Origin of the sequence: Pseudomonas sp. WS 5059 (assembly GCF_012985525.1) — a bacterium.
GTDB lineage: Bacteria > Pseudomonadota > Gammaproteobacteria > Pseudomonadales > Pseudomonadaceae > Aquipseudomonas.
In genome coordinates this window covers 1,022,526-1,046,655 of sequence record NZ_JAAQWO010000001.1, presented here as the reverse complement: position 1 = coordinate 1,046,655, position 24,130 = coordinate 1,022,526, and the positions used below count along the sequence as shown (strand labels likewise).

The 24,130-nt window shown below is 61.8% G+C and carries 28 protein-coding genes; 17 read left to right on the top strand and 11 right to left on the bottom strand.

The features are described from left to right. Position 1 precedes the first annotated feature (1 nt). From HBO12_RS04475 to HBO12_RS04465, 3 genes are all read right to left on the bottom strand, one after another. Positions 2-931, bottom strand: coding sequence for an isopenicillin N synthase family dioxygenase (locus HBO12_RS04475; protein WP_169955269.1), 930 nt, complete (start codon positions 929-931; stop codon positions 2-4). 13 nt (positions 932-944) lie between these two features. Continuing rightward, positions 945-1,619, bottom strand: a complete 675-nt coding sequence (locus tag HBO12_RS04470) for a class I SAM-dependent DNA methyltransferase (RefSeq protein WP_170041568.1) — start codon at positions 1,617-1,619, stop codon at positions 945-947. Positions 1,620-1,959: 340 nt separating this feature from the next. After that, positions 1,960-2,871, bottom strand: a complete 912-nt coding sequence (locus tag HBO12_RS04465) for a LysR substrate-binding domain-containing protein (RefSeq protein WP_170041567.1) — start codon at positions 2,869-2,871, stop codon at positions 1,960-1,962. Between the two features lie 432 nt (positions 2,872-3,303). Between HBO12_RS04465 and HBO12_RS04460 the strand changes: the two genes are divergently transcribed. From HBO12_RS04460 to HBO12_RS04420, 9 genes are all read left to right on the top strand, one after another. Beyond that, entirely contained in the window at positions 3,304-3,993 is a 690-nt protein-coding gene (locus HBO12_RS04460) for an isochorismatase family protein (RefSeq protein ID WP_170041566.1), read from the top strand. A gap of 64 nt (positions 3,994-4,057) precedes the next feature. Beyond that, entirely contained in the window at positions 4,058-4,684 is a 627-nt protein-coding gene (ycaC, locus tag HBO12_RS04455; protein ID WP_032861405.1) for an isochorismate family cysteine hydrolase YcaC, read from the top strand. A gap of 66 nt (positions 4,685-4,750) precedes the next feature. Then, positions 4,751-5,404: a hydrolase gene (locus HBO12_RS04450; protein ID WP_170041565.1), complete on the top strand. Its 654-nt coding sequence runs from the start codon at positions 4,751-4,753 to the stop codon at positions 5,402-5,404. A 180-nt stretch (positions 5,405-5,584) separates the two neighbouring features. Beyond that, entirely contained in the window at positions 5,585-6,532 is a 948-nt protein-coding gene (locus HBO12_RS04445) for a pirin family protein (RefSeq protein WP_170041564.1), read from the top strand. Between the two features lie 7 nt (positions 6,533-6,539). Then, positions 6,540-8,687 (top strand): FUSC family protein, encoded by a 2,148-nt coding sequence (locus tag HBO12_RS04440; protein WP_170041563.1) that lies wholly within the window; start codon positions 6,540-6,542, stop codon positions 8,685-8,687. Beyond that, complete coding sequence (locus HBO12_RS04435; RefSeq protein ID WP_170041562.1) at positions 8,677-8,880, top strand: DUF1656 domain-containing protein; 204 nt, start codon at positions 8,677-8,679, stop codon at positions 8,878-8,880. Before HBO12_RS04440 ends, HBO12_RS04435 begins: the two co-directional genes overlap by 11 nt. Further along, a complete protein-coding gene (locus HBO12_RS04430; protein ID WP_432755646.1) occupies positions 8,877-9,839 on the top strand; it encodes an HlyD family efflux transporter periplasmic adaptor subunit in 963 nt (320 codons plus the stop codon). Before HBO12_RS04435 ends, HBO12_RS04430 begins: the two co-directional genes overlap by 4 nt. A 35-nt stretch (positions 9,840-9,874) precedes the next feature. Beyond that, complete coding sequence (locus HBO12_RS04425) at positions 9,875-11,260, top strand: OprD family outer membrane porin (RefSeq protein ID WP_463671601.1); 1,386 nt, start codon at positions 9,875-9,877, stop codon at positions 11,258-11,260. A gap of 54 nt (positions 11,261-11,314) precedes the next feature. Continuing rightward, on the top strand, positions 11,315-11,608 hold the full coding sequence (locus HBO12_RS04420) for a hypothetical protein (RefSeq protein WP_170041560.1): 294 nt from the start codon (positions 11,315-11,317) through the stop codon (positions 11,606-11,608). A 19-nt stretch (positions 11,609-11,627) separates the two neighbouring features. Here HBO12_RS04420 and HBO12_RS04415 read toward each other — a convergent pair whose 3' ends face one another. Further along, the gene (locus HBO12_RS04415) at positions 11,628-12,251 is read right to left on the bottom strand and encodes a TetR/AcrR family transcriptional regulator (RefSeq protein ID WP_170041559.1); all 624 of its coding nucleotides are present in this window, start codon (positions 12,249-12,251) and stop codon (positions 11,628-11,630) included. Positions 12,252-12,477: 226 nt separating this feature from the next. Between HBO12_RS04415 and HBO12_RS04410 the strand changes: the two genes are divergently transcribed. From HBO12_RS04410 to HBO12_RS04385, 6 genes are all read left to right on the top strand, one after another. Continuing rightward, positions 12,478-13,344, top strand: coding sequence for a fumarylacetoacetate hydrolase family protein (locus HBO12_RS04410; protein WP_170041558.1), 867 nt, complete (start codon positions 12,478-12,480; stop codon positions 13,342-13,344). 122 nt (positions 13,345-13,466) lie between these two features. Beyond that, positions 13,467-14,462: a VOC family protein gene (locus HBO12_RS04405; RefSeq protein ID WP_170041557.1), complete on the top strand. Its 996-nt coding sequence runs from the start codon at positions 13,467-13,469 to the stop codon at positions 14,460-14,462. Positions 14,463-14,473: 11 nt separating this feature from the next. After that, a complete protein-coding gene (locus HBO12_RS04400) occupies positions 14,474-15,097 on the top strand; it encodes a malonic semialdehyde reductase (protein ID WP_170041556.1) in 624 nt (207 codons plus the stop codon). Positions 15,098-15,196: 99 nt separating this feature from the next. After that, the gene (locus HBO12_RS04395) at positions 15,197-16,420 is read left to right on the top strand and encodes an MFS transporter (RefSeq protein ID WP_170041555.1); all 1,224 of its coding nucleotides are present in this window, start codon (positions 15,197-15,199) and stop codon (positions 16,418-16,420) included. A gap of 15 nt (positions 16,421-16,435) precedes the next feature. Beyond that, positions 16,436-16,819, top strand: a complete 384-nt coding sequence (locus HBO12_RS04390; protein WP_170041554.1) for a nuclear transport factor 2 family protein — start codon at positions 16,436-16,438, stop codon at positions 16,817-16,819. 149 nt (positions 16,820-16,968) lie between these two features. Then, positions 16,969-17,784 carry a hypothetical protein gene (locus HBO12_RS04385; protein WP_262376901.1) on the top strand — a complete coding sequence of 272 codons (816 nt, stop codon included), beginning with the start codon at positions 16,969-16,971 and terminating at the stop codon, positions 17,782-17,784. A gap of 30 nt (positions 17,785-17,814) precedes the next feature. Here the strand turns inward: HBO12_RS04385 and HBO12_RS04380 are convergent, their stop codons facing one another. From HBO12_RS04380 to HBO12_RS04370, 3 genes are all read right to left on the bottom strand, one after another. Next, complete coding sequence (locus HBO12_RS04380) at positions 17,815-18,585, bottom strand: hypothetical protein (RefSeq protein WP_170041552.1); 771 nt, start codon at positions 18,583-18,585, stop codon at positions 17,815-17,817. A gap of 19 nt (positions 18,586-18,604) precedes the next feature. Continuing rightward, positions 18,605-19,141 carry a MarR family winged helix-turn-helix transcriptional regulator gene (locus HBO12_RS04375; protein WP_170041551.1) on the bottom strand — a complete coding sequence of 179 codons (537 nt, stop codon included), beginning with the start codon at positions 19,139-19,141 and terminating at the stop codon, positions 18,605-18,607. A 178-nt stretch (positions 19,142-19,319) separates the two neighbouring features. Further along, the gene (locus HBO12_RS04370) at positions 19,320-19,937 is read right to left on the bottom strand and encodes a LysE family translocator (protein ID WP_169955804.1); all 618 of its coding nucleotides are present in this window, start codon (positions 19,935-19,937) and stop codon (positions 19,320-19,322) included. A gap of 106 nt (positions 19,938-20,043) precedes the next feature. On the opposite strand from HBO12_RS04370, the gene HBO12_RS04365 reads away from it, so the two are divergent. Next, positions 20,044-20,496, top strand: a complete 453-nt coding sequence (locus tag HBO12_RS04365; RefSeq protein ID WP_169955805.1) for a winged helix-turn-helix transcriptional regulator — start codon at positions 20,044-20,046, stop codon at positions 20,494-20,496. Positions 20,497-20,546: 50 nt separating this feature from the next. Here HBO12_RS04365 and tatC read toward each other — a convergent pair whose 3' ends face one another. The 3 genes from tatC to tatA are packed head-to-tail and all read right to left on the bottom strand — an operon-like array spanning position 20,547 to position 21,801. After that, positions 20,547-21,293 carry a twin-arginine translocase subunit TatC gene (gene tatC, locus HBO12_RS04360; RefSeq protein WP_169955806.1) on the bottom strand — a complete coding sequence of 249 codons (747 nt, stop codon included), beginning with the start codon at positions 21,291-21,293 and terminating at the stop codon, positions 20,547-20,549. Next, positions 21,290-21,586 carry a Sec-independent protein translocase protein TatB gene (tatB, locus tag HBO12_RS04355; RefSeq protein ID WP_169955807.1) on the bottom strand — a complete coding sequence of 99 codons (297 nt, stop codon included), beginning with the start codon at positions 21,584-21,586 and terminating at the stop codon, positions 21,290-21,292. Before tatB ends, tatC begins: the two co-directional genes overlap by 4 nt. Then, positions 21,586-21,801 (bottom strand): twin-arginine translocase TatA/TatE family subunit, encoded by a 216-nt coding sequence (tatA, locus tag HBO12_RS28605; RefSeq protein ID WP_346266504.1) that lies wholly within the window; start codon positions 21,799-21,801, stop codon positions 21,586-21,588. The genes tatB and tatA overlap by 1 nt, the downstream gene beginning before the upstream one ends. A 161-nt stretch (positions 21,802-21,962) precedes the next feature. Between tatA and gspK the strand changes: the two genes are divergently transcribed. After that, positions 21,963-22,928, top strand: a complete 966-nt coding sequence (gspK, locus tag HBO12_RS04345) for a type II secretion system minor pseudopilin GspK (protein ID WP_169955808.1) — start codon at positions 21,963-21,965, stop codon at positions 22,926-22,928. Positions 22,929-23,395: 467 nt separating this feature from the next. On the opposite strand, the gene HBO12_RS04340 is transcribed toward gspK, so the two are convergent. Continuing rightward, positions 23,396-24,124: a hypothetical protein gene (locus HBO12_RS04340; RefSeq protein WP_170041550.1), complete on the bottom strand. Its 729-nt coding sequence runs from the start codon at positions 24,122-24,124 to the stop codon at positions 23,396-23,398. Positions 24,125-24,130: the final 6 nt, after the last annotated feature.

Sequence of the window (24,130 nt, the reverse complement as noted above, 5' to 3'; positions counted from 1 at the left end):
TTCAAGCGAACTCGCGCGCCCTGCCGGCGCCCTGGCCGGACACCCAGATGGAATTAAAGTTGTCGAGCATCACCTGTTGGCAGGCGACCGTTGCGTCGCCGCCCAGGGGCGTGAACACCGCATCGATGTTCGGGTACACAAAAAACGGCAACGACACTCTGGCGGTGCTGGCGCGGTGGATGACCTGGTGCGGTGTACTGGTGAACAGGCCGTTGCTCCACTTCATCAACATATCGCCGAGATTGACCACCACCTCGTGTTTGCGGCACGGCACGTCGATCCAGCGCCCCTGGGAAAACGCGCTGAGGGCGCAGGCATCTCGCGGGTCCTGGAACAGCAAGGTGAACATGCCGTTATCGGTGTGCTTGCCCGCGCCGCTGCCCGACGGCGGGTAATACAGGGCGCGCTGGATCAACACCGGGTCGGAAAAAAAGCCCTGGAAAAATTCGCCATCCAGCCCCAGGGACCGGGCCAGGCCGCGCAACAGCGCGGGCACTACGCGGCTCATTACTTCGTGTTGCAGAGCCAGCATGGCCATGGCAAATCCGGGCGCCTGGTCGTCGCTGGGCAGCAGGTTCGGCCCGGTAAAAGGCAAGTCGCAGGCCGGTGCTTCCCGGCCCATGTCGAAATGCTGCTTGCGGTCGGGGCCGGTGGGCGCATGCAGGGTCTCGCCAAACGTATCGACATACCCACGGCACGTCTTGGGGCTGACTACTTGGCGGTCCTGGCCGAACTGCTTTTTGATCGACAGTGGCAGCGCAAAGAACTGGCGCGCCGTGGCCAAGGCATCCTCTATCAACGAGAGCCGGATACCATGATCGGCCAGGTAGAAGAATCCATCATTGACGCAACAATCGCGCAAACGGCTGACTTCATAATCTGCTTGGGTCGATGCAAGGCGCTCAAGGGAGATACTTTTGAGCACATCCATGTTCGACTCCTGATTATTTGTTGACGGCGAACGCCAAGTAGTGGGCTTGCACGTCGTTTAAGTAAGCAGCGTTCATAAAGGAGGGCAGTGCACAAAGTTGTGCAGAGGCGGTTAACTTGTCCAGGAATTTATCAAAGTGTTCGTCTTGATAAAAACTACAGCGAGTACTGAACAGAATCACTCCACCCTGAGTGGTAATGCGCATAAGTTCATGGATCGCCTCGATGGGTAAGTGGCCCTGGATAAACGCACCGCAACAAAAGGTCGCGTCATACTGGTTATCTGCAATCAATGGATTGTGTTCCGTAAGATCCACCCCGCCATACAGTCTGGCGTAGGCCTGGGTCTTGTGCGCGAGGTGGGTCATGGCCGGCGACAGGTCACACCCGTCTACCGGCGCAAACCCCCGTAGCATCAGCTCTTTACCCACCAGGCCAGTGCCGCAGCAGGCATCCATGATACGCAGCGACTGGCGCTCCCGCGGGGCTCGGTGCAATGAGTCGAAGAGATCTGCGAGCATGCTGGGGCCGCAGTAATTTTCTTCAGAGACATCATTGTCATAATCGGCTGACCAGGTCTCGTAGTAGTTCTTTAGACGCGAATAGTCACGACCAAAGTTGAGTGCCTGATTCACGGAAGTTAATGGGGCAGTTGCGACGCCATTGCTTGCATAGTTTTCGCTGGCCATTCTGTATTCTCCGGAAAAATGTTTTTCTGGTTGAATTAGTTAATGGTACTGCGTGGGGTGTTCATTCTTGTTCGGTAACTACGATGGTGTAAAGCGTGGGATAGACGACTTATCCTACAAAATGCGCGACATGGTTAACTGGTCGTTATACATAGCGTTTATTGCGCTGATGTAATTCCCCCCACTGGCGTCCAGTCACAGACGCCGGGGGCGATAAAGGGAGGTTGCCCGGGGTGCAGTGCTTTTCACGCCGTGGGAGGTACGCAGGATGTGGGCCGAGCAGGGGGCCTGGAAACACGGTTGGTGGTCGCGGTCACACTTCCTCACCTTGGGCGCGCCCTCAGCTGTGCTGCTGTTGCTGCGCGGCAAACGCCTGCGCCAGAAAGTCGATCAACGTGCGCACCGACGGCAACAGTCCCCTCCTTGAAGGGAAGACGGCGGTGATCACGCCTTCGGTGGGGCGCCAATCGGGGAGCAGGCTGATCAGGCGCCCGTGTCTGATCTCATCCTCGACCACCGCCAGCGGCAGGTTGGCGACGCCCACGCCCTGGAGCACCGCGCTTTTCAGGGTGGGCATGTCATCGCTGATCAGCCGTGGTGCGTGGCAGATCTCGGCCGTCTCGCCTGCTTGCCCGGTCAGGCCCCAGACGTACTGCGCTGTCGGGTTGCCCCAGCAGATGGTCGGCAGTCCTGACAAATCGGCAGGGACCTGGGGCCGTGGATGCTCCTGTAAAAAACCCGGGCTCGCTACCAGCACCTGGGTGCTCCTGGCGAGCAGCTTCATCACCAGGTCGCTGCTTTCCAAAGGTGGGAAGCACAGGTTCAGCGCAATGTCATAGCCCTCGCTGATCACATCGACCTTACGGTTGAAACTCTTCACGTTGAGCTCGACGCTGGGGCACTGCGCCATGAACTGGCCCAGCATCGGCGCCACCCAGTAATTGAGCAGGGCGGTGGTGCAACTCAGGCGAATCACCCCACGGGGCTCGGCCTTGTTGAAGGCGATCAGGTCCTCGGCCGACTCCGCCTCGGCGGTCATCGCCACGCAGTGGCGGTAATAGGCCAGGCCAATGTCGGTGACCTGGAACTGCCGGGTCGAGCGCTGTATCAGGCGTGCCCCCAGCCTCGCCTCCAACTGGCTGACCCGGCGGCTCAAGGTCGACTTGGGCATGTTGAGTGCCCGACCGGCCGCCGCAAAGCCACCATGCTCCACCACCTTGGCGTAGAGGAAGAGTTCATTCAGGTCGAACATGCGCATCGTTCCAATTTTGAGATGGTGAAGTCTAATTCAACCACTACCGAACACCTAGAGTGATGACTAAGGTGGAGCCGCTGTTTGTTTCAGGCCACACACGCGCAGTGAATCACGGTAGCGGCAGGGGGCATATGGGCTGGCACTCGGTGGGCTGGACTGGCTCGGGTGGGCCATTAGCGTTGGCTCCGTTCAGGGTAAATCTGCAGGAATGCAAAAAATGATCGCCTTGCGCTAACAAAAATTGCTGTGCGCAGGCGTTCCATTGTTGGAATTGTCAGCTGTCGCCAGGCGCTTCGAGGTCTGAGGTCCGAAAGCGAACGAACCTGGCGAGTCGTAACCCATTCATATCTGCACAGGACGTGCAGAGCCTGCCGGGCATTTGGCAGGCAGTAATGGCAGGGAGGTTCATCCACATAAGAGGAAATGCAAATGAGCGCTTCAGGTAACGCTGCAAACTTTAATGGTCAGAAGCCGACGATTGACCCCACCGACACCGCCATGTTGCTGATCGACCACCAGAGTGGCCTGTTCCAGATCGTCAAGGACATTGATGTTCCTCAATTGCGCGCCAATGCCATTGCCTTGGCCAAGGCCGCGACCCTGCTGAAAATCCCGGTCATCACCACCGCTTCAGTGCCCCAGGGGCCGAACGGCCCGTTGATCCCGGAGATCCACGAGGCGGCGCCCCATGCCCAGTACGTGGCCCGGCGCGGCGAGATCAATGCCTGGGATAACCCCGAGTTCCACGCGGCGGTCAAGGCCACCGGCAAGAAGACCCTGGTGATTGCCGGCACCCTGACTAGCGTGTGCCTGGCGTTTCCGTCCATCGCGGCGGTGCATGAAGGCTACAAGGTGTTCGCCGTAGTCGACGCGTCGGGCAACCACTCGAAACTGGCCACCGACCTGACCGTCGCGCGCCTGGCCCAGGCCGGCGTGGTGCCGATCGACATCATGGGCACCCTGTCGGAACTGCAAGGCTCGTGGAACCGTCCGGATGCCCAGGAGTGGGCGAACGTCTACACCCAGGCCATGCCGCACTACCAACTGCTGATCGAGAGCTACATCAAGGCCCAGGAAGTGGCAAACAATCACGAAGAGCTAGACTCCCAGCGCAAGTAAATACGGCTGACCTTCCCCGGTGCGGTCCATTTGGGCAAGCACCTTTTTTATCAGGAGCATCATGATGTCTAAACCTTACGTTCGCCTGGACAAAGACAACGCAGCTGTCCTGCTGGTTGACCACCAGGCTGGCTTGCTGTCGCTGGTCCGCGATATCGAGCCCGACAAGTTCAAGAACAACGTCCTGGCCCTGGCTGACCTGGCCAAATACTTCAAGCTGCCGACCATCCTCACCACCAGCTTCGAAACCGGCCCCAACGGCCCGCTGGTGCCCGAGCTCAAGGCCCTGTTCCCGGACGCGCCGTACATTGCCCGCCCTGGGCAGATCAACGCCTGGGACAACGAAGACTTCGTCAAGGCCATCAAGGCCACCGGCAAGAAGCAACTGATCATCGCTGGCGTGGTGACCGAGGTGTGCGTGGCGTTCCCGGCACTGTCGGCCCTGGCCGAAGGCTATGACGTGTTTGTGGTGACCGATGCCTCCGGCACTTTCAACGAACTGACCCAGCAATCGGCCTGGGCCCGCATGACCGCCAACGGCGCCCAACTGATGACCTGGTTCGGCCTGGCGTGCGAGCTGCACCGCGACTGGCGCAACGATATCGAAGGCCTGGGGACCTTGTTCTCCAACCACATCCCGGACTATCGCAACCTGTTCACCAGCTACAACGCGTTGACCGAGGGCAAGTAAGCCCAGGCGTGGGGGCTGCGCTGCGAGAGGCGGCCTCCACTTCAGCCCGAGACGAGGAGCGTCCAGATGCAAAAACACCACCAAATTCCAGCCAATGACCCGCTATTGAACGCTGACAATCACGCATTGCTGTTGATTGACCATCAGTACCTTCAGCTGTTGGCAGTGCGTTCTCACTCGGCGGATACGGTCGTCACCAATACCACCTTGTTGGCCAAGGGCGCGAAGATCTTCAATGTTCCCACGCTATTGACCACGGCCTACGCCGAGCGCCAGGAGATTTTCCAGGAGCTGCAGGCGGTGTTTCCCGAACAGCAACCGATCGACCGTACTGGCCTCAACTCTTGGGATGACCCGCGGGTGCGCAAGTGGGTCGAGGACACCGGCAAGAAAAAGCTGGTGATTGCGGGCTTGTGGACTGAGGTCTGCCTGAGCTTCGCGGTGTTGAGCACACTGGCGGCGGGGTATGAGGTGTATATCGTCACCGATGCCGCGGGCGGGGGCAGCACCGAAGGCCATGAGCGGGGTGTACAACGCATGGTACAAGCCGGTGCCCGGCCGCTGACGGCGGCGGTCTACATCAGTGAGTTGCAACGCGACTGGTCCCATGAAGAAACGGCAGGTGAGGTGGCCAAGCTCTTTGCTGAGCTGGGCGGTGCCTTTGGTCAAGGGTTGCGCTGGGAGTGGCAACTGTTGGGCCTGAAAGAAGGCACTCGATAGAAAGAGTTAATGTCGAGTGGCGTGTTGTGCAGGAGCCGCGCGCTGCGCAAATCCTGCGCCGCATCGAATTGCACGCAGAGCTTTATCAGTCTTGTTGGCGGTCCCCAATACTTGCCCGATTTATAAATTGCTGAGCGCCAGTGTCAGCATCCGAAGTCAATTGGCGGTAAAGGAGCAGCTATGAGTAATCAGGAGCCATTCAATCAGTTGTCCACGTCATCTGATTGCCCGAGGGCTGAGGGTGTTCGCGAGATTCAGCGTATTACGGCGCGCACTGCACAGGTGGGCGGTGGGATTGCGATCAATCGGCTGATGCCCTCCAGGCAGCGGCGCACTATTGGCGCCTGGTGTTTTCTCGATCATGCCGGCCCTACGGTGTTTGAGAGCAATGCGGGGTTGCGTGTCGGCCCGCATCCGCATATCGGCCTGCAGACTTTTACCTGGATGATCAAAGGCGAAGTCCTGCACCGAGACAGCCTGGGCAATGAGCAGGTTGTTCGTCCGGGCCAGGTCAACCTGATGACGGCCGGGCGGGGCATTACCCACACCGAAGAGTCATTGGCGCAGGAGCATCACCTGCATGCGGCGCAACTATGGATCGCCTTGCCGCAGGCCGATAAAGACTGCGCACCGGCATTTGACCACTACCCCGATTTGCCGACCTGGGCTGAAGGAGGCTTGCAGCTCACGTTATTGGCCGGAGGTTTTGCAGGCCGAACCGCACCGGGTCGATTCTATTCGCCACTGGTGGGTATCGACCTGCGGTGTGACGCCGCCGCGAGTGTGCACTTGAGCCTTGATCCGCAGTTCGAGTACGGCATTTTGCCGCTGGAAGGCGCCTTCAGCATCAATGGTCAAACCTTTGCCAGTAACGAGCTGGCTTATCTGGGGCGTGGCTTGAGCGAGCTGAGCTTGCAGTCTTTTGCAGCCTCGCGTGCATTGCTCTTGGGGGGCGTGCCTCTAACCGAGGAGATTTATCTGTGGTGGAATTTTGTTGCGCACGACAAGGCCGATATCGTCGAGGCTTTACTGGCGTGGAACAACCGTGACCTGCAACGGTTTGGTGATGTCGAGGGGTTTGACGGCGATCGTCTGCTAGCCCCTGAGCTGCCTTGGCCGCACGCATGAGCCGCCCATGCAGCCGCTGATCAACTATTTCAAAGTTGTGTTCAACCCCGGCCTCGGGGTGTTGCTGTTTGCCCTGCGCACCGTCGCGGCCGGGCTGTTGACGTTGTACCTGGCCTTTATCTTCGACCTGGATCAACCCAAATGGTCGGTGATGGCCGTGATTATCGTCAGCCAGCCCCTGGGCGGCATGGCGTTGCAGCGCAGTTTCTCGCAGATCATCGGCACCCTGGTCGGTGCCGCCGTGGCAGTGGTAATCATGGGGATTTTCCCCCAGGCGCCGCTGCCCTTTGTTATCACCCTGTCGTTGTGGCTGGCGTTCTGCACCGCTGGCGGCACGTTGTTGCGCTACACCAGTTCCCATGCGTTTGTGCTCAGTGGTTTTACCGCCGTGGTGGTGGGGCTGCTGGCGGTGCCGGAGCAGGACAACACCTTGATGCTGGCGATCACCCGGCTGACCGAGACGCTGCTGGCGGTGGCCTGTGTATGCCTGGTGAGCCTGCTCACAGCGCGCCCGGAAGCGGTTGCACGGGGCTATTTCGCCAAGGTCGACCAGGTGTTGAAATTGATGGCCGCTCACGCCGCAGCGGTGATCCGCACCGAAGAGAGCGAGGCGGACTTTCATAAGCGCCAGATGCAGTTGCTGGGGGAAATCAGCGCCCTGGAAGGCCTGCGCCGGCATCTGTATTTCGATGCGCCACGGCTGCGCAGCGCCAATGGGTTGGTGCAACTGCTCGGCAATCAATTGGTGTTGCTGGCCTCGCGGCTGACCGTGCTGCGGCGCCAGCGCATGCTGATCGGTGAGCGCTGGGAAGGCGATCTGCCGGAGGATATCCAGCAGTTGCGGGCTGACGAGCTGGCGTTTCTCGACCAGTTGGCGGTGGCCGGTCGTTCGCTGTCGGCCGAAGCGCGCCAGGGCTTTACCGCGCTCCAGCAGCGGTTTGACCAACAGGCAAAAAACGCCGAGCAGCGCGCCGGGCCCATGACCGGCACCTTGCGCGCACTGGCGTGGGCCTTGCGGTGGGAGCAGGCGCGCCTGTTGCAGCAACTGGAGGAAATCCTCGAACTCAGCGATGCCATCCAGGACGGTCGCCAGGCCAGCTGTGCGCACCGCCAGGGCCAGAGCAATCCGCTGTACCTGGACTGGCGCCTGGCCGGGATGAACGCGGCGCGGGCCTTCATTGCCTTGTTCGTCAGCGGCCTGATCTGGATCGAGACCGCGTGGGACGGCGCCCGGGCCGGGATGATCCTGGTGGGCATTCTCTGTTCGTTGATGGCGACCTTTCCCCGGCCCCTGGCCGCGAGCCAGAACTATGCGCGCGGGTTTGGCCTGTCCCTGGTGGTCTCGGCGGTCTATCAGTTCATGCTGGTGCCGGCCATTGGCGATGTGGAAATGCTGTTTCTGATCCTCGCGCCGCTGCTGTATGTAATTGCGGTAGGCCTGGCCAGCCCGATGACCGCCGGGATCGGCATGGGCTTGGGCCTGTCGACCTTCCTGATGGTAGGGCCGCAGAATATCGGGGCCTGGCAGAACAGCGCGAGCCAGTGGTTCGAATTCGCTGGCGCCTATATAGGGGCGTGCGCGCTGTCGTTGCTAGTGTATTCGTGGGTGTTTGCGTTTAACCCTGCGCGGCGTATCCAGCGCCTGTACGACGAGAGCCGTGGCCAGGTCTACGCGCTGCTCCGGGCCTCGACGGCGGACTCCCACCAGTTTGCCTTTGAAAGCCGGATGATGGACCGCCTGACCATGATGCTGGGGCTGTTGCCGGCGGCCAACGACCGGCGTTCCAACGCGCTGTTCGAGGTCAGCCTGGCGTGCATGGCCCTGGGGATCGCCCTGAACCAGCTCAAGCAACAAGGCCAGGACAATACGCTGCTCGCGCCTGCAACCAAGGCTCGCTTGCAGTCGGTCCTGGAGCAGTCCGGGCGTTATGTGGCCGGCCGGCCGGGTGTCGACGTGCAAGCTCTGACCACGAGCCTGCGCCAGTTGGGCGACGAGTTGGACCAGCTGCATGCCAGCGCGTTGCCTTCAGGGCATGGGCAGCTGTGGTCGGTGTTTCGCATTCGGGTGGCGTTGCTGATCGTGGCGTCGTTCCTTGAGCGCTATCGCGAATTTCTTGAACCCGTGGAAGAAGGAGTGCCGGCCCTTGCCGATTGATTTCGAGGTGGGCGGCGTGTACCTGCCGCCGATTGCCCAGGTCCTGTTGTTGGCGCTGCCAGTGTTCATGCTGCTGGACTGGGGTTTGCGCCGCCTCGGCGTGTTGCGGCTGGTCTGGCATGAGGCGCTGTTTGAGGGCGCCCTGTATGTCTGCGTATGTGCGGTGGTGATTTTAGTGATGGGAACCCCATGATCTTGAAAAAATTCATTCCCCAAGTGATTACCCTGGTGGTGGTCTTGCTGGCCGTGGTGCTGGGCTGGTTCGCCTGGGAACACTACACCCGCTCGCCCTGGACCCGTGATGCGCGCGTGCGTGCCGACGTGGTGACGCTGCCGGCGGATGTCTCCGGGCTGATCGTCAGCCTGCGGGTGCAGGATAACCAGCATGTGACAAAGGGCGACGTGCTGCTGGAAATCGACCCTGCGCGCTACGCCCTGGCGGTCGAGCATGCACGGCGCTCGGTGGACGTGGCCAAGGCCACCCTGGGCCAGTCCCAGGCAGCGATCATTGCCAGCCAAGCCCAGCTCAAGCAGCGCCAGAGCGAGGAGCGGCGGCGGCGCACCCTCAAGCAGGGGTTCGCGATCTCCGGCGAAGAGTGGGAGAAGTCCAGTACCGACGTGGCGGTCGCCCAGGCGCAACTGTTGAGCAACCAGGCCAATCTCGGGCTGGCCGAGGCCAACGTGCAGTTGGCCAAGGCCGCATTGACCCAGGCAGAGCTCGATTTGCAGCGTACCCGGGTGATCGCGCCGGTCAGTGGCTATGTCACCAACCTGTTGACGCGCCAGGGCGACTACGCCACGGCCGGTGGTGCCTTGCTGGCGCTGGTGGACAGCGACTCGTTCTATGTCAGTGGCTATTTCGAGGAAACCAAGCTGCCCCGGATCGCCGAGGGCGACCGCGTACGGATTCAGTTGATGAGCGGCGAAACCTTTGGCGGCACGGTGCAGAGCATCGCCTTCGCCATCACCGACCGCGAGAACTCTCCGGGCAGTCGCCTGCTGGCCAACATCAACCCCAGCTACACCTGGGTCAAGCTGGCACAGCGGGTGCCGGTCAGAATCGGCATCGATCCTGAATACGCCAGCCAGGGCCGCTTGCGGGCGGGCACCACGGCGACGGTGACTGTACTGCAACAACAGGAGCAACGCTGATGGGGTTTGCCATGGGGCGGCTGGTGCGGGTTTCGATGTCGCTGACGGTGTCCCTGTCGGCAGCGAGCGTGTACGCCGATAACTCCCTGGGCCAACGGGACAACCTCAGCACGGGCATCAATGAGCGGCAGAAGGCTGAGCTGGCGGTCGCGCCGGGGTTTGTCAGCGGTTCGTCCCTCAATGGCTTGCTGCGCAATTACTACCTGGGCCGCGATAACCACAACACGCCGTCACGGCTGGACCAGCGCGAATGGGTGCAGGGGGTGTACCTGTCCTTTCGTTCGGGGTACACCGACACGCCGATTGGGGTCGGGGTGGATGTGCATGGGTTCTATGGACTCAAGCTCGACGGCGGCGGGGGCAGTGGCGGGGCGGGGTTGCTGCCGCTGGATTCGCAGATGGCCCCGCAGGCCGACTTCTCGGCGGCGGGCGCGGCCCTCAAGCTGCGCGCCTTTGACAGCCTGGTGCAGGCCGGTGACCAGTACCTGGAGAACCCGCTGGTGGCCAGCGGTGTGAGCCGGGTGTTCCCACAGACCTTTCGCGGGGTGACGCTGAAGAACTACAGCCTGCAGAACCTGACCCTGGACGGCGGTTGGGTCGACTCCACGCGGCTGCGCAACCAGAGTGGCCAGAGCCACCTGGGTACCAGTTATGGCAACGGCAACAAGGCCGGGCTGGCCGCCGATCGTGAAAGCCCGCACATGGCCTGGCTGGGGGGTGTCTACGGTGCGCCGGGCGGGATGACACTGACGGTGTATGGCGGGCAACTCAGCGATATCTGGAATCAGTACTACGCCGGTGTGAGCCAACCGTTCATCCTGGCTCAAGGGGTCACGCTGACGCCGTATGTGCATTACTTCAACACCCGCGACCAGGGCCAGCGCCAGTTGGGGCGTATTGACAACCACACCTACACCGGCGGCCTGACCCTGTCCGGCGCCGGCCAGAGCCTGACCCTGGGGCTGCAGAAGGTTGATGGCGACACGCCGTTCGACTACGTGGTGCAGGACGACCGGACCTTCCTCTACCTGAACAACTCCCAGCAGTACGCAGACTTCAACGCGCCAGGGGAACGCTCCTGGAAGATCCAGTACCAGACCAGCCTGGCGTTCATCGACGCGCCCGACTTCCAGCTCAGTACCTCCTATACCCGTGGCGAAGCGGACCTGACCCGGGTCGATCCCGACAGCAAAGGCTACGGCTACATCTACAACGCCGCCGGCAAGGATGCCCATCACTGGGAGCGGGACATTGCCCTGCGCTACGCCGTGCCGGGCGGCAAGGCCAAGGGCTTGAACGTCACACTGCGCTGGGCGGCCCACCGCACGGGGCAGGGGTATACCGCACCGGGCAATACCCGTGGCAATTCCAACGCTGATGAATACCGGGTGATTGTCGATTATCCGTTCAGCGTTTTTTAGCGGCTTTGCAAACGCCGGTTGAATCAGTCGCGCAAACCCAGGGAAGCATCCGTTATGAAGACTCCGTCCAAAGCGTTTCTGACCTTTTTGGCGATGGCCACGCTCTGCGCGTGCTCTACCCAACTGACTGAGCAAGGTCTCAACGTTAATCTGGTCACCGCAACATCATCCAATCAATGCAACCTGGTCAGGGTGTTCACCGTCAGGGGGGCGAGTGCTGATGAAACGTTGCGCATGGCCTTTAACGAAGCTGGCGCTTTGGGGGCCGACAGCATGGCGGTGGCTGACGGTAAGGAAACTCCCGACGGTGCCGAGATTACGGGTGCGGCGCTGATCTGCCACAAATGAAGGCGCCCCCATAGGCGTCTTACTGGGCCTTATCAGCTGACAAGCCATTGATAAATATAGATATGGTCTCTTTGATCAGTTGTTCGCGTGCCGGTTTTCCGGGGCTTTTGCAAAGCCCCAGCAGGCAACGCAACTGCATGTCGCCAGTCAGTGCATCGAGGAAGATCTTGGCGCGGGTCTGCGGGTCGCCCGGGATAATCAGGCCGGCTTCCTCGGCCCAGGTGAAGTACTCGGCCAGGCAGGTGTAGGCCGTGGCGGGCGCCGCTTCGAAAAACGACTTTGCAGCCTCCGGCGCGCGCAGGGCTTCGGACACGATCAGGCGATGCAGGGCAAGGGTGCGGGGTGATAACACCACGTCGAGAAAGACCCGGGCAATGGTGGTCAACGCTTCCTGTAGCGGCTTCTGGGCCAGATTCATGTGGGTAAGCGGGCTGACGTTCTCTGCGCACAGCTGCTCGATAATCGCCGCGAACAGCCCCTCCTTGCCACCGAAATAGGCGTACAGCGTGCGCTTGGAGCCGCCAATGCTGGCGATGATCCCGTCGACGCTGACCCCGGAATAGCCTTCTGCGAGAAACATCTCAGTCGCAACCTGGAGAATACTTTGACGTTTTGCTGCTTGCCTCGGGGTAGGGGTTTGCATGTGAATCGGATATTCCTGAAAGAACACGGTGAAAGAAGCCATAGCCTACGCCGCTCTGCATAAGCCTTCCAGCCACACGGCGGGAAGAATCACCCAGTCATCCTGCGATATTTTTTGTAAAAAGCCCGCGCATCACCCTTGACGCGTGTTTGTTTTGGGCGCATTTTTGGCGAAAGGGTACGGTAACGTACCGTACCATTCCATAAAAACAACAGAGGTACTGATCATGCGTTTCGTGCATTTTCTGGAAGGCTCCCACAAAGGGCTGGCGATTGAGCAAGCGGGCGTCCTGCGGGGCTTGAGCGAACAGGAAAGCGGTTACCCAGGCACCCTGGAAGACCTGCTCAACGCCGGCCCCGAGGCGTTGCAAGCGGCCCATCGGCGCTTGAGCGACGCGCGCTTGCTGGATACCTCGAAGCTGCGTTACCTGCCACCGCTGGAGCGTCCGGGCAAGATTGTATGTGTCGGCTTGAACTACGCCGATCACACCAAGGAGAGCCCGTACGAACAGCCGACTTACCCAACCTTTTTCCCGCGCTTTTGCACCAGCCTGATCGGCCATGGCGAACCCATCCTGCGTCCACGGGTCTCCGAACAACTGGATTACGAGGGGGAGTTGGCGGTGGTGATCGGCACCGGTGGCCGGCATATCGGCCGCGAGCAGGCCCTGGCGCATGTCGCGGGCTACGCGATCTTCAATGAGGCGTCGGTGCGCGATTACCAATTCAAGTCGCCGCAATGGACCATTGGCAAGAACTTCGACGCCACCGGCGCATTTGGCCCGACCTTTGTCAGTGCCGATGAGTTGCCACCGGGCGCGGTGGGCCTGAGCCTGGTGACACGCCTCAACGGCACGGTGGTGCAGCAGGGCAACACCGTCGACATGATCTTTGGCGTCGCCGAACTGATTGCGGCGCTCAGTGAAGCGGTGACCCTGGAGCCCGGTGACGTGATCGTCACCGGTACCCCCGCCGGGATTGGCTGGGCGCGACGCCCACCCCTGTTCATGAAGCCCGGCGATCTCTGCACCGTGGAGATCGAAGGCCTTGGCACCTTGAGCAACCTGATCGCCGACGAGCCGCCAGCGGCCTGAGTCCACGCGTCAGGTTTCACCAGCGTCGAACAACCGACCGTCACCACGGTGGGCAGCGATCCCGGCTGCCCTGGTTTTGACCCGCGGTTGTGCGGCCCATTGAATGCCCAGGAGCAACTACCGTGCTGCAGATCAAAGACATCAACCACGTGCTCTACCGTCATCCCGACCTTGGGGTGGTCGAGCGTTTCCTGACCGATTTCGGCCTGGTGGTCATGCACCGGACTGAACAGCGCCTGTATTTTCGCGGTACCTGTTCGCTGCCCTATGTGTACATCGCCGAGAAGGCCGCAGCCGCCAGCTTTGGTGCCATCGCGTTTGCCGTCGAAAGCCTTGATGACCTGCACCAGGCCGCCCAATTGCCGGGCGCCTCGCCGATCCAGGCGCTGCAAGGCCCGGGAGGCGGGCAGTACGTCGCCTTGCAGGATCCCTCGGGGCGCCGCATCGAGCTGGTATACGGTATCGAAACCGTTGGCGCGCTGCCCCATCGCGCCGCGCTGACCCTCAACTCGGCCCAACACAAGCAGCGCTTTGGCGACGTGCAGCGCCCCGCCAAGGGCGCAGCCCAGGTCCTGCGCCTGGGCCATGCGGCGATTGGCGTGCAGGACATGCCCCTGCACCTGGCCTGGTACCAGCAGATGCTCGGCATGCTGCCTTCGGACCTGGTGGTCGAGGAGCCGCATCGCGACCGCCCGAGCGCGGCCTTCCTGCGCTTGAACCGTGGCAGCGCCTGGACCGACCATCACACCATCGCGCTGTTCCAGGCGCCACGGGACTTCGTCCACCACGTGTCCTTTGAAGTCCAGGATTTTGATGCGCAGTGCCTGGGTCACGAGTGGATGACCCTGCAAGGCTGGTCGCCGTTCTGGGGGGTTGGCCGGCACATGCTGGGCAGCCAGATCTTCGACTACTGGCGCGACCCGTCCGGCAACCTGATCGAGCACTTCACCGATGGCGACCTGTTCAACCAGGACTCGCCCTCGGGCTACACCCAGGCGTGCGACGCCAGCCTCTACCAATGGGGCCCGCCGATGTCGGTGGAGTTTTTCCTGGGCGGGGAGTGTGCCGCCGAACAGACCGTACCCCGGTCGACTTCAGACCGTCAGCGACGCAGTTGAGGACCGATGCCATGAGTCAAGTAATCAGCGAGCAGGTACTCGATAGGTTGTTCCGCCAGGCCCGCAGCCAGAATGGCTGGCTGGACAAACCGGTGGATGATCACACCTTGAGGGAACTATACGATCTGGTGCGCTGGGGCCCGACCAGCGCCAACGGCTGCCCGGCGCGTATTGTGTTCTTGCGCAGTACCCAAGCCCGGCAACGCCTGCTGCCGGCCCTGAGCGCAGGCAATGTCGAGAAAACCCTGAGCGCCCCGGTGACGGCGATCATCGGCTACGACACGCAGTTCCACACCCAGTTGCCCAGGTTGTTTGCACACAACCCCACGGTCCGCGACTGGTTTGCCGGCCAGCCGGAGCTGCTCGAATCCACCGCCTTTCGCAACAGCTCGCTGCAGGGCGGCTACTTCATCCTCGCGGCCCGTGCCCTGGGCCTTGACTGCGGCCCGATGTCCGGGTTTGACCACGCACAGGTCGACCAGGCGTTTTTCGCCCCCGGCGCCGATGGCATGCAGGCGTTTGGCGGTATGCAGATCAAGTCGAACTTCCTGTGCAACCTCGGCTATGGCGACCCCGAGAAACTCTTTGCCCGTAGTCCGCGCCTGGATTTCGACGAAGCCTGCGCGCTGCTGTAACTGACGACCTGTAAATCCTCCAGACCGATCGAGCGTGCTGCGACGCGTCACGCCTGTCGATCGGCCTGGCAAAACAACAACAATAAGGAAAATCCTGCAATGAGACCTCTTTCCAAATGGCATGTGCTTGTCGGCGGTTTCCTCGCGTACCTGTTTGACGCGATGGAAATCATCTTGCTCACCATCGCACTTCCGGTGATCCGCCAGGACCTGGGTCTGACCTTCAATGAAGCGGGCATGCTCGCCTCGGCGACCCTGCTGGGTATCGGGTTGAGCGGTATCACCACGGGCTGGTACTGCGACAACTACGGTCGACGCAAAGCCCTGCTGATCTCGTTGATCGTATTTGGCGTGTTGACCACGCTGGTCGCCACCACACACAACTGGGCCTTGCTCCTGCTCCTGCGGTTTCTGTCCGGCTTGGGCCTGGGCGGGGTGTGGGGGATTGTCTCGGCCTATGTGACGGAGACCTGGCCTGCCCACCAGCGGGCGCGGGCGATCGGATTCGTGCTGAGTTCATTCCCGATTGGCGCCGCCATCGCGGCCATGGTGGCGGCCAACTATCTGCCGGACTGGCAGACCTTGTTCATGGTGGCCGGGATCTCCACCCTGATTCCGCTGGCGTATGTGTTTTTGTTTATGCCCGAGTCGCCGGAGTGGAGCGCGCAGAGAGCCCGCCCCGGCGTACGCAAGTACGTCTCGGTGCGCGAAATCTTTTCCCCCGAACTGCTGCGCCTGACCCTGCTGGGCACCCTGGCGGCAAGTTTTGCGGTGATTGGCTTCTGGGGCGCGAGCACCTGGTTGCCCACCTACTTGATCCAGGAGCGTGGCCTGGGTATCGGCGCGATGGCCAACTTCATGGCGATCCTCAACGTCGGTGCCTTTATCGGTATCAACGCCTTTGGCTTGATTGCCGACCGTATCGGCAAGCGCAACGCCACGCTCCTGTCATTGCTCGGCAGTGCGGTGATGTTGTCGATTTATGCACTGACGACGCAGAACGCCATCCTGTTCTGGCTGGGGCCGATCTATGCGTTCTTTTATGCCTTTGCCAGCCTGTTTGCCTCCTACTTCAGTGCGCTGTACCCCACTCGGGTGCGCACCATCGGCGCGGGGTTCTGTTTCAACTTTGGTCGCGGCCTGGCGGCCTTTGCGCCGCTGCTGTTAAGCGGGATTGCCACCCACTACAGCCTGGCGTGGGGCTTGTTGGTGTGCGCCGGGTTCTTTGCCCTGTCCACCATCACCCTGTGGTTCATGCCCCAGGTCGAGTCAGACCTGCCCGGTATGGCGGGCATGCCGTTGAAAACCATGGATTCCCGATAATCGGGGTTCTAAGACATGTCACAGCAAACCGTAGAACAACAGATCCAGGCCCTGGAAATGCGCCGCCGCCAGGCCATGGTCGACGGCGACTTGGACTTCCTGGAAAGCCTCTATCCCCGCGACTTGACCTACAGCCACTCGGACGGCAAGAGCGACAGCAAGCGCAGTTACCTGCAAGGCATGCGAGAGGGGGTCTGGCGCTACCGCAGTTTCGCCAGCCGCGACGAGCAGATGCGCAGGGCCGGGGACTGTGTGCTCGTCACCGGGCTGATCGATATGGATGTGGTGATCCGTGGCGAGCCCATGCTCCTCAACTCGCGCTACATCAGCGTGTGGAAGGCCGGCAATAACGGCTGGCAAATGATTGCCTGGCAATCGACGCGTTACACCCACAGCTGAATCCCGGTAAGCCCCTCAACAACCGGCAACTGGACCCCGGCCCTGGTGGTTGACCGGGCAGGGCGTGCGCGTGGCCGGCACTTTGACTTGATGGAATCCTGAATATGTACGTACAACAATTACAAAAAACGTATTGCAAGGCCCTTCTGATGACCGCAGGCGCAATGAGCCTGGCTTCAAGCCCGGTGCAGGCCGAGGCCTTGCGCGATACCTTCATCGGTTTTCGCTACGGCTCCGACTTCACCGAACCCGGTATCCGCGGCAAGGTGCAGAAGGAGATCTACCAACTGGGCCACGCCAGCGGCAATCAGGCGGGGTCCAATTTCTTCAACCTGGACGTACTCAAGTCCGACAGCAACGACCCGAAGAAAGACAGCGACTCAGGCGCGACCGAGGCCTACCTGGTCTATCGCCATCAACTGTTCCTCAGCCAGGTGTTCGAGCGCTCGATGGCGTTCGGCCCGGTCAAGGAAGTGGCACTGAGCAGTGGGGTTGAACTCAACTACAAGAACACCGGGTTTGCCACCCGCAAGCGCATGCTGGTGGCCGGCCCGACGCTCAAGTTCGACGTGCCCGGCTACCTGGATATCAGCCTGCTGTATGCCATGGAGTGGAACCATTGCGGCTTGAGCGCGTGCCACACCGAGAACATCCAGTTCGACCCGTACTACGTGTTGCACATGGTCTGGGGCATTCCGTTCCAGGTGGGCAGCGTGCCCCTCAAGTTCCAGGGCTTTGCTAGCTACAAGACCGCGAAGGGCAAGGATTACTTCAAGCAGGACACGGCCGAGGAAAGCCTGGTTCGCGCCTCATTGATGGTCGATGTCGGGCAACTGGCGTTTGCCCGCAAAAACACCATGCTGATCGGTCCGGGGTATGAGTACTGGAAGCACAAGTACGGCGCGATCCATAAACCCGGCACCGAAACCTACGCCCCCACCGTGCACCTTGAGTGGCACTTCTAAGGCCCTTGGGTGAGCCGCACCAGCGGCTGTTCACTTTTTTTGAGAAAGGTTGCGGGTCGCCCGGGTAAAAATCCTGGTGGCGGCCTTGCCGCTGGGTGGGTAGCGCTCGAACAAATCCTGCACCCAGTCCGGCCGGGTCTTGCTGGCATCGTTGATCCAGTTGGCCACCGAGTCCTGGGCGTATTTGTCGGTTTCATCGAGCATGGCAATCAGCAAGGGTTCGGCGATTTGCGGCTCGGCCTTGAGTGGGGCGATGTGTTCGCACCAGACCCCGCGCGGCCGCAGGATTTCAACGCAGAAGCGGCGGATCAGCGGGTCGTCGTTGCGGGCATGACCGCGCAACAGCTCCAGCGACGCCGTCAGGTCCTGGGCCAGTAAGGGGCGCAAGGCAATCCAGGCCCATTCGCGCACGCCAAAGTGACTGTCGGTGGCGAACCGGAACTGGCTCAGCAACGCCTGTTCCAGGGGCGTGTCGCGTGCGCAGAAGGCATTGGCGAAGGCCGCCCAACTACGCACGGTGTCCGAAGGATGCTCCAGCAGCAACTGCCAGCTCTGTTCGCGCAGGGGCAGGGCGCCGCTTTCAAGCCACTGGCCCAGCGCAAGGCCCAGCCCCGCTACTTTCTTCGAAATGCCCAGTGCCTGGCCGGCCTGGGCCGCGCTCAGCAGTGCCTGGGCCAGGGAAGTCTCCAGCTGCGAGGCAAGCGCCTGCGCCAGCGCCACCTGGTCGACTGCCAGACACTCGCCCAGATTGCGGGTTGGCAGGCGGCCCTGGTCGATCAGGGCTTTGCGTTCTTCACTCATATAGATCCCACCGCTGTGTTCATGGGCTGCTCCCCGGGCAAGGCCTCTTCCCATCCGGCAGTGACGGGGACAGTGCACGACTGGTGGAAAGGCAATAGAGCGACTCGGACAACCCCTGGCGCTGCTCAGGGCTCAGGCCCTGGATGATGCCGCTGATCCAATCGGTGTGTTCGGCAAACACCTCATCGACCACGCGCTTACCGTCGGCGGTCAGGCTGATGATCAGCTTGCGCCGGTCGGTAGGGTCGGTCTTGCGCTTGATAAAGCCGTCGCCCTGCAGGCCATCGAGCAAGCCGGTCACGGTGCCGGTGGTGATCGACAGGCGCGTCGCCAATTCCAGTGGCGACAGTTTCCCGCCGGCGCTCTTGAGGGTGAGCATGATGACGAAGCGGCCCTCCGACAGGTTGTAGCGGGCCAGGCGGATGGCACACACACGATTGATCGCGGCCGCAGCCGACAGCAGCTCGAAGCACAGCTTGACGCTGTCCCTGACCTCGGCTGGCACCCCGTCAAGCTCGCGCAGCATGATGTGGTGTTTGTTCTCTAAAATATTCATAAGGCGCAGTTTATCTTGGCGCCTTACTAAGTCAACATTTTGTTTATTCTTCGTTGCAAGCACGGGGCAGGGCGCTTCGATCGGCAAGGTTTGTGGTGCAAAACCACAGTGAGTATGTTTGAGGCGGATGCCAGTTTTTGGGCGAGCATTGTCAGTGGCCGGCAACTACTGACCGCGCTCAACCGAGGAGTTCTTCGCCGAGCAGCACCCCGGCAATCACGATCATTGCCGCGCCCGAAACGCCGCTGACATAGCGCGCGGCAACCGGACGTGCCTGCAACACGGCCTGCGCGCCAAACCCCACTAGCAGGTAGACCACCGCACAGCTGAGGGTATGAATCAGCCCTAGCAGCACCATCTGCAGCGACACCGGCCAGGTGGCGCCAGGCTCGGTGAACTGGGGCAACAGCGCGAGGAACAGCAGGAAAACCTTGGGGTTCAGTCCACTGATGCACAACCCCTTGAGCATCCAGCGCTGCCAGCTATTGGCCTCCCGGCTGGCGTGCGCATGGGGTGTGGCAGGGTGGGCCAGCATATTGATGCCGAGCCACAGCAAGTAGCCGGCCCCGGCAACCGTCAGCACTGACAGCGCAGCAGGGTGACGGGTCACCAGGCTACCCACGCCGCCCGCCACGACCAGGGTGGCAAGTAAGTGGCCGCACAGCAGCCCAGCCACCGCGGGGATGACCCTGCGCCCCTTCAAGCCCGCCGAAATCGCGTAGGCCCAATCGGCGCCGGGCGTCAGCACAAACAGAATCGACACTGCCCAAAAGGCAAGCACAGCGGTCCACGTCATTGTTTCGTTCTCCCTGTAGGAATGTGCAGGAAGAATAATGAAATGCAGTTAGAATTTTCTTTCAAAGATACCTGGCACAAGGCCTTGAATTGGGAGAATCTTCTAAGTGGACCGAATTGATCGAAAGATTCTCTGCGAGCTGCAAAAAGACGGGCGCCTGTCGGTCACCGAGCTTGCCGACCGTGTGGGGCTGAGCCTTTCCCCGTGCCATCGACGGGTCAAGGCCCTGGAGGAGTCCGGGGTGCTGCTCGGCTACCGCGCCTTGCTGGACCCCGGCGCAGTCGGCCTGAACTTCTCGGCAATGGTCTTTGTCACCCTGCGCGAAGGCGACCGGCCCGCAGTGGCGGCCTTTGAAGCGGCGTTGCTGGAAATTGCCCAGGTAGTGGATGCCCAGCGCCTGTTCGGCGAGCCGGATTACCTGCTGCATGTGATCACCCAGGATCTGCCGGCCTTTCAACGGCTCTACGATGAGAGCCTGTCGACACTGCCCAACGTGCAGCGCCTGACTTCGACCCTGGTGATGAAACGGGTGATCCAGGACCGTCCGCTACCGTTGTGATCATGGCGTAGCGCCTCATTGGTGCGGCGCTCCCATGCGCCGTGAGGCCCCTACGTCACCTCGGTGCGCGGCTTGCTCACCGACCGGCTGGCCAGCAGTCCCAGCTCGAACAGAATCCACATCGGCACCGCCAGCATGGTTTGCGAAAACACATCGGGCGGGGTCAGCAGCATGCCCACCACAAAGCAGCCGACGATCACATAGGGCCGGCTCTTTTGCAGGGTCTGGACATCGGTAATCCCGGCCCAGATCACCAAGAAGGTGGCCACCGGGATTTCAAAGGCCAAGCCGAACGCCAGCAACAGCGCGAGGATGAAGTCCAGGTACAGGGCGATATCGGTCATCATCGCCACGCCGTCCGGGGTCACGCTGGTAAAGAAGCCGAACATCATCGGGAACACCAGGAAAAACGCAAACGCCATGCCCGCGTAAAACAGCACTACGCTGGCGGCCAGCAGCCAGGCGGCGGTGCGGCGTTCCTGGCGGTACACCGCTGGCGCGATCATGCCCCAGGCCTGGTGCAGCAACAGCGGCATGCTGATGAACAGGGCGATCATCATGGTCAGCTTGAGCGGCGCCAGAAACGGCGAGGTCACCCCGGTGGCAATCATGGTTGCGCCGCTGGGCAGGAAATCGCGCAACGGCTGCGAGACGAAACTGTAGAGCTGCTGCGCAAAGGGGAACAACGCGCAAAACACCAGGAGGATCGCCAGGACGCAGCGCACCAGGCGCGAGCGCAGCCGGGTCAGGTGGCCGGTCACCGACAGGCGCGGGGCAGGCAAGGGCAGGTCGCTCATGGGGCAGGTTGTCCTGGGGAGGTGATGGTGGCTGGCGGCGGCGGGGCCTCCAGGCGGATACCGTCGCGCAGTTGCTGCTCCAGTTGCCGCAAGGGTTGCTGGTCGATGCTCTGCAACAGGTGCTCGTGGTCCAGTTCCTGGGTGACCTGGGCCTTGAGCGTATTCATCGCCCGCTTGGCCCGGCCCAGCCACAGCCCGGCATTGCGCGCGGCAATCGGCAGGCGTTCGGGGCCCAGCACCAGCAGAGCCACCAGGCCCACCAGCAGCAGTTCGCTAAACCCGATATCGAACATCAGTGTTTGCTGTCTGCAGGTCGCTGAGGTTCGCCTTGCACCTCAAGGCTGGTCTTTTGCGCCGCCTGGGCGCCCGGTTCGTTGCCCATGGAGGAGCGAAAGCCCTTGATGGCCTCACCCACATCACTGCCCAGGCCCTTGAGGCGCCGGGTGCCGAACAGCATCACCACGATCAGCAGCACGATGACCAGTTGCCAAATCCCTATACCACCCATAACGCCACTCCAAGCCATTGATTTGAAATATGAAGGCGCAGTTTGCCGAGGCTTTATGACGGCGCGGTGACGTTTTTGCGGGAATTGTGTGAGCCTGCCACCTGGTTGAAACATCCACTGTGTTGACTGTCGCCAGGATCTACATAAAAGGTGGCTGGGCAATGGACAGAAATCGGCAGCAGGGGGCGGCGTTGTTGATGGTGCTGGTGGCCCTGGCGATGCTGGCGGGCGGCATGGCCTGGATGGTCGAGCAGGGGCGCCAGCAGGTCGACAGCGTGCGTCTGGTGCAGCAGCGCGTGCAGGCGCGGGCGATCGAGCGGGCGGCGCTGGCCTTTACCGAGCAGGCCCTGCAAGACCCGTTGTGGCGCGCCAGCCCGTTGTTCTGGCAGGCCATGCGCGGGCAGCCGCTGGCTTATGACTTCAAGGGGGGCAAGGCGAGCATTCAGATTCGCGACCTGCACACCTGCTTCAACGTCAACGCGCTGATCGGCCCTGAAGCCGAGCGTGCCCAGCGTCAATTGGTGCATTTGCTGGGGGCGGACATGGCCGCCGAACGCCTGGCCCAGACCCTGGCCGACTGGCTCGACGCCGACCAGCAGACCCGCCTGCAAGGTGCCGAAAGCAACGAATACCTGCGCCAGTCGCCACCGCGCCTGGCGGCCAATCAACGCATGCGCGATATCAGCGAGCTGAACCTGCTGGCGCTGCCCGACCCACTGCGGGCGTTGCGCTACCCGCAGTTATGCAGCCTGGACGAGACCGCCGGCTGGCGCCTGAACGCCAATGCGCTGAACCTGGAAATGCTGCCGCTGCTGGATGCGTTGTACGAGGGCGAAGTGTCGCGTTCGGTGCTGACCCGCCTGGTCAGCGCCCGCCCGGCGGGGGGCTATCGCGATGCAGGCGAACTGCGCCAGGCGCTGGGGGCGATGGATGACGCGATGTTTGAGCGTTTGAGCGAAGGTCTGCAGCTCAATGGTGACCACTTCCTGCTGCAACTGGACATCGACCTGGATGGCCAGCGGTTTCGCAGCCAGTACCGTGTCGAAGCGCAGGGCGTGGTGAAATGGCATGCGCGAGTGCCGGCGCAGGGCATGTTACTGCGCTCGCGGGAGCCTTTGCCGTTATAGCGCGATAGCCCAGGCAGTGTAAGCGTTGGCTTGCCCGCGATGACGGTGGTGCAGTTACCATTTTTGCCGGCTGGTAGACCGCTGTCGCAGGCAAGCTCCCCCATGGATCTGCCCGGTTGTAGATTTTGAGTGCAGCACAAACCCTGTAGGAGCTGTCGAGCTTTAGCGAGGCGGCGATAGCGGTGGCCCAGCCAACATCAATGCCAGCCATGCCGCCGCCATCGCCGCCTCGCCGGGGCTCGGCAGCTCCTACATTATTTTTGCCCAGCTGGCATGACGTGTTCGCTGTAGGCCGCCAGCGTCAAGGATCCGCAGATCCCGCAAACCCCGATGAACCCTGTAGGAGCTGTCGAGCTTTAGCGAGGCGGCGATAGCGGTGGCCCAGCCAACATCAATGCCAGCCATGCCGCCGCCATCGCCGCCTCGCCGGGGCTCGACAGCTCCTACATTGATTTCCCTCCCATGTTTCAGAACCGCAGGGTAGCCCCCGTCGTCAGCCAGCGGTCGCGATCCCTGGTCAGGTTGTGCCCGACCACCAGGTCCACATCCACTTGCTGACCCAGATGCACTCGCGGCCCGGCTTGCCAGGCCTGGTCGCCGCCTTGCTGGCCATAGCGTTCTGCCAATAGCGTCAATGAGTCCGCCAAGCGGTATTCCAGGCCTGTGCCCCAGGTCAGTCGGTGGTTTTGTTCGCCATTGTCATAGGCATGGGCCCAGCCGGCATTGAGGTTCAAGCTCAGTGTCTCGAACGCTTGCCAGGTCAGCGGCAGGCCCAGGTCGGCGCCGTCGAACGGATGCCGGCGGTCCAGCGCGATATGCGCCGCCGCCGCCCAGGCGATCTCCACGCCCGCATCCTGCCAGGCCCACAATGAACCCTTGAGTTGCGGGCTGAGCTGGGGCTGCTCAGGGTCATCCTCGAGGGCCGCGCCCCATTGCAGGTTGGGCAACGCCCTCGACGTACAGGCTGTAGAGAGCGTGGTGCGCTGTGTTGAACGGGTGTAGCCGGCGTCGACATTGCATTCGCCTGGGGCGTTGATGGCGCCATCATCGACCACGTAGGAACCGCCTGCGGCGAACGCCTTGGACACCAGGCCAACGGCCAGGGTCGCGCCGATAAAGACCAGGTTGCGGCGCAGCGCTCGTTGCCGCGACGCCGGCAGCCACTCGAAGGCAGCCAGGAAGGTGTGTTTGTGCATGGGATT

What these genes read in the sequence shown, in the direction of transcription:
- HBO12_RS04475 (WP_169955269.1), bottom strand. Translation starts at nt 931, where the DNA reads ATGGATGTGCTCAAAAGTATCTCCCTTGAGCGCCTTGCATCGACCCAA.
- HBO12_RS04470 (WP_170041568.1), bottom strand. Translation starts at nt 1,619, where the DNA reads ATGGCCAGCGAAAACTATGCAAGCAATGGCGTCGCAACTGCCCCATTA.
- HBO12_RS04465 (WP_170041567.1), bottom strand. Translation starts at nt 2,871, where the DNA reads ATGTTCGACCTGAATGAACTCTTCCTCTACGCCAAGGTGGTGGAGCAT.
- HBO12_RS04460 (WP_170041566.1), top strand. Translation starts at nt 3,304, where the DNA reads ATGAGCGCTTCAGGTAACGCTGCAAACTTTAATGGTCAGAAGCCGACG.
- ycaC (WP_032861405.1), top strand. Translation starts at nt 4,058, where the DNA reads ATGTCTAAACCTTACGTTCGCCTGGACAAAGACAACGCAGCTGTCCTG.
- HBO12_RS04450 (WP_170041565.1), top strand. Translation starts at nt 4,751, where the DNA reads ATGCAAAAACACCACCAAATTCCAGCCAATGACCCGCTATTGAACGCT.
- HBO12_RS04445 (WP_170041564.1), top strand. Translation starts at nt 5,585, where the DNA reads ATGAGTAATCAGGAGCCATTCAATCAGTTGTCCACGTCATCTGATTGC.
- HBO12_RS04440 (WP_170041563.1), top strand. Translation starts at nt 6,540, where the DNA reads ATGCAGCCGCTGATCAACTATTTCAAAGTTGTGTTCAACCCCGGCCTC.
- HBO12_RS04430 (WP_432755646.1), top strand. Translation starts at nt 8,877, where the DNA reads ATGATCTTGAAAAAATTCATTCCCCAAGTGATTACCCTGGTGGTGGTC.
- HBO12_RS04425 (WP_463671601.1), top strand. Translation starts at nt 9,875, where the DNA reads ATGTCGCTGACGGTGTCCCTGTCGGCAGCGAGCGTGTACGCCGATAAC.
- HBO12_RS04420 (WP_170041560.1), top strand. Translation starts at nt 11,315, where the DNA reads ATGAAGACTCCGTCCAAAGCGTTTCTGACCTTTTTGGCGATGGCCACG.
- HBO12_RS04415 (WP_170041559.1), bottom strand. Translation starts at nt 12,251, where the DNA reads ATGCAAACCCCTACCCCGAGGCAAGCAGCAAAACGTCAAAGTATTCTC.
- HBO12_RS04410 (WP_170041558.1), top strand. Translation starts at nt 12,478, where the DNA reads ATGCGTTTCGTGCATTTTCTGGAAGGCTCCCACAAAGGGCTGGCGATT.
- HBO12_RS04400 (WP_170041556.1), top strand. Translation starts at nt 14,474, where the DNA reads ATGAGTCAAGTAATCAGCGAGCAGGTACTCGATAGGTTGTTCCGCCAG.
- HBO12_RS04395 (WP_170041555.1), top strand. Translation starts at nt 15,197, where the DNA reads ATGAGACCTCTTTCCAAATGGCATGTGCTTGTCGGCGGTTTCCTCGCG.
- HBO12_RS04390 (WP_170041554.1), top strand. Translation starts at nt 16,436, where the DNA reads ATGTCACAGCAAACCGTAGAACAACAGATCCAGGCCCTGGAAATGCGC.
- HBO12_RS04385 (WP_262376901.1), top strand. Translation starts at nt 16,969, where the DNA reads ATGACCGCAGGCGCAATGAGCCTGGCTTCAAGCCCGGTGCAGGCCGAG.
- HBO12_RS04380 (WP_170041552.1), bottom strand. Translation starts at nt 18,585, where the DNA reads ATGAGTGAAGAACGCAAAGCCCTGATCGACCAGGGCCGCCTGCCAACC.
- HBO12_RS04375 (WP_170041551.1), bottom strand. Translation starts at nt 19,141, where the DNA reads ATGAATATTTTAGAGAACAAACACCACATCATGCTGCGCGAGCTTGAC.
- HBO12_RS04370 (WP_169955804.1), bottom strand. Translation starts at nt 19,937, where the DNA reads ATGACGTGGACCGCTGTGCTTGCCTTTTGGGCAGTGTCGATTCTGTTT.
- tatC (WP_169955806.1), bottom strand. Translation starts at nt 21,293, where the DNA reads ATGAGCGACCTGCCCTTGCCTGCCCCGCGCCTGTCGGTGACCGGCCAC.
- tatB (WP_169955807.1), bottom strand. Translation starts at nt 21,586, where the DNA reads ATGTTCGATATCGGGTTTAGCGAACTGCTGCTGGTGGGCCTGGTGGCT.
- tatA (WP_346266504.1), bottom strand. Translation starts at nt 21,801, where the DNA reads ATGGGTGGTATAGGGATTTGGCAACTGGTCATCGTGCTGCTGATCGTG.
- gspK (WP_169955808.1), top strand. Translation starts at nt 21,963, where the DNA reads ATGGACAGAAATCGGCAGCAGGGGGCGGCGTTGTTGATGGTGCTGGTG.
- HBO12_RS04340 (WP_170041550.1), bottom strand. Translation starts at nt 24,124, where the DNA reads ATGCACAAACACACCTTCCTGGCTGCCTTCGAGTGGCTGCCGGCGTCG.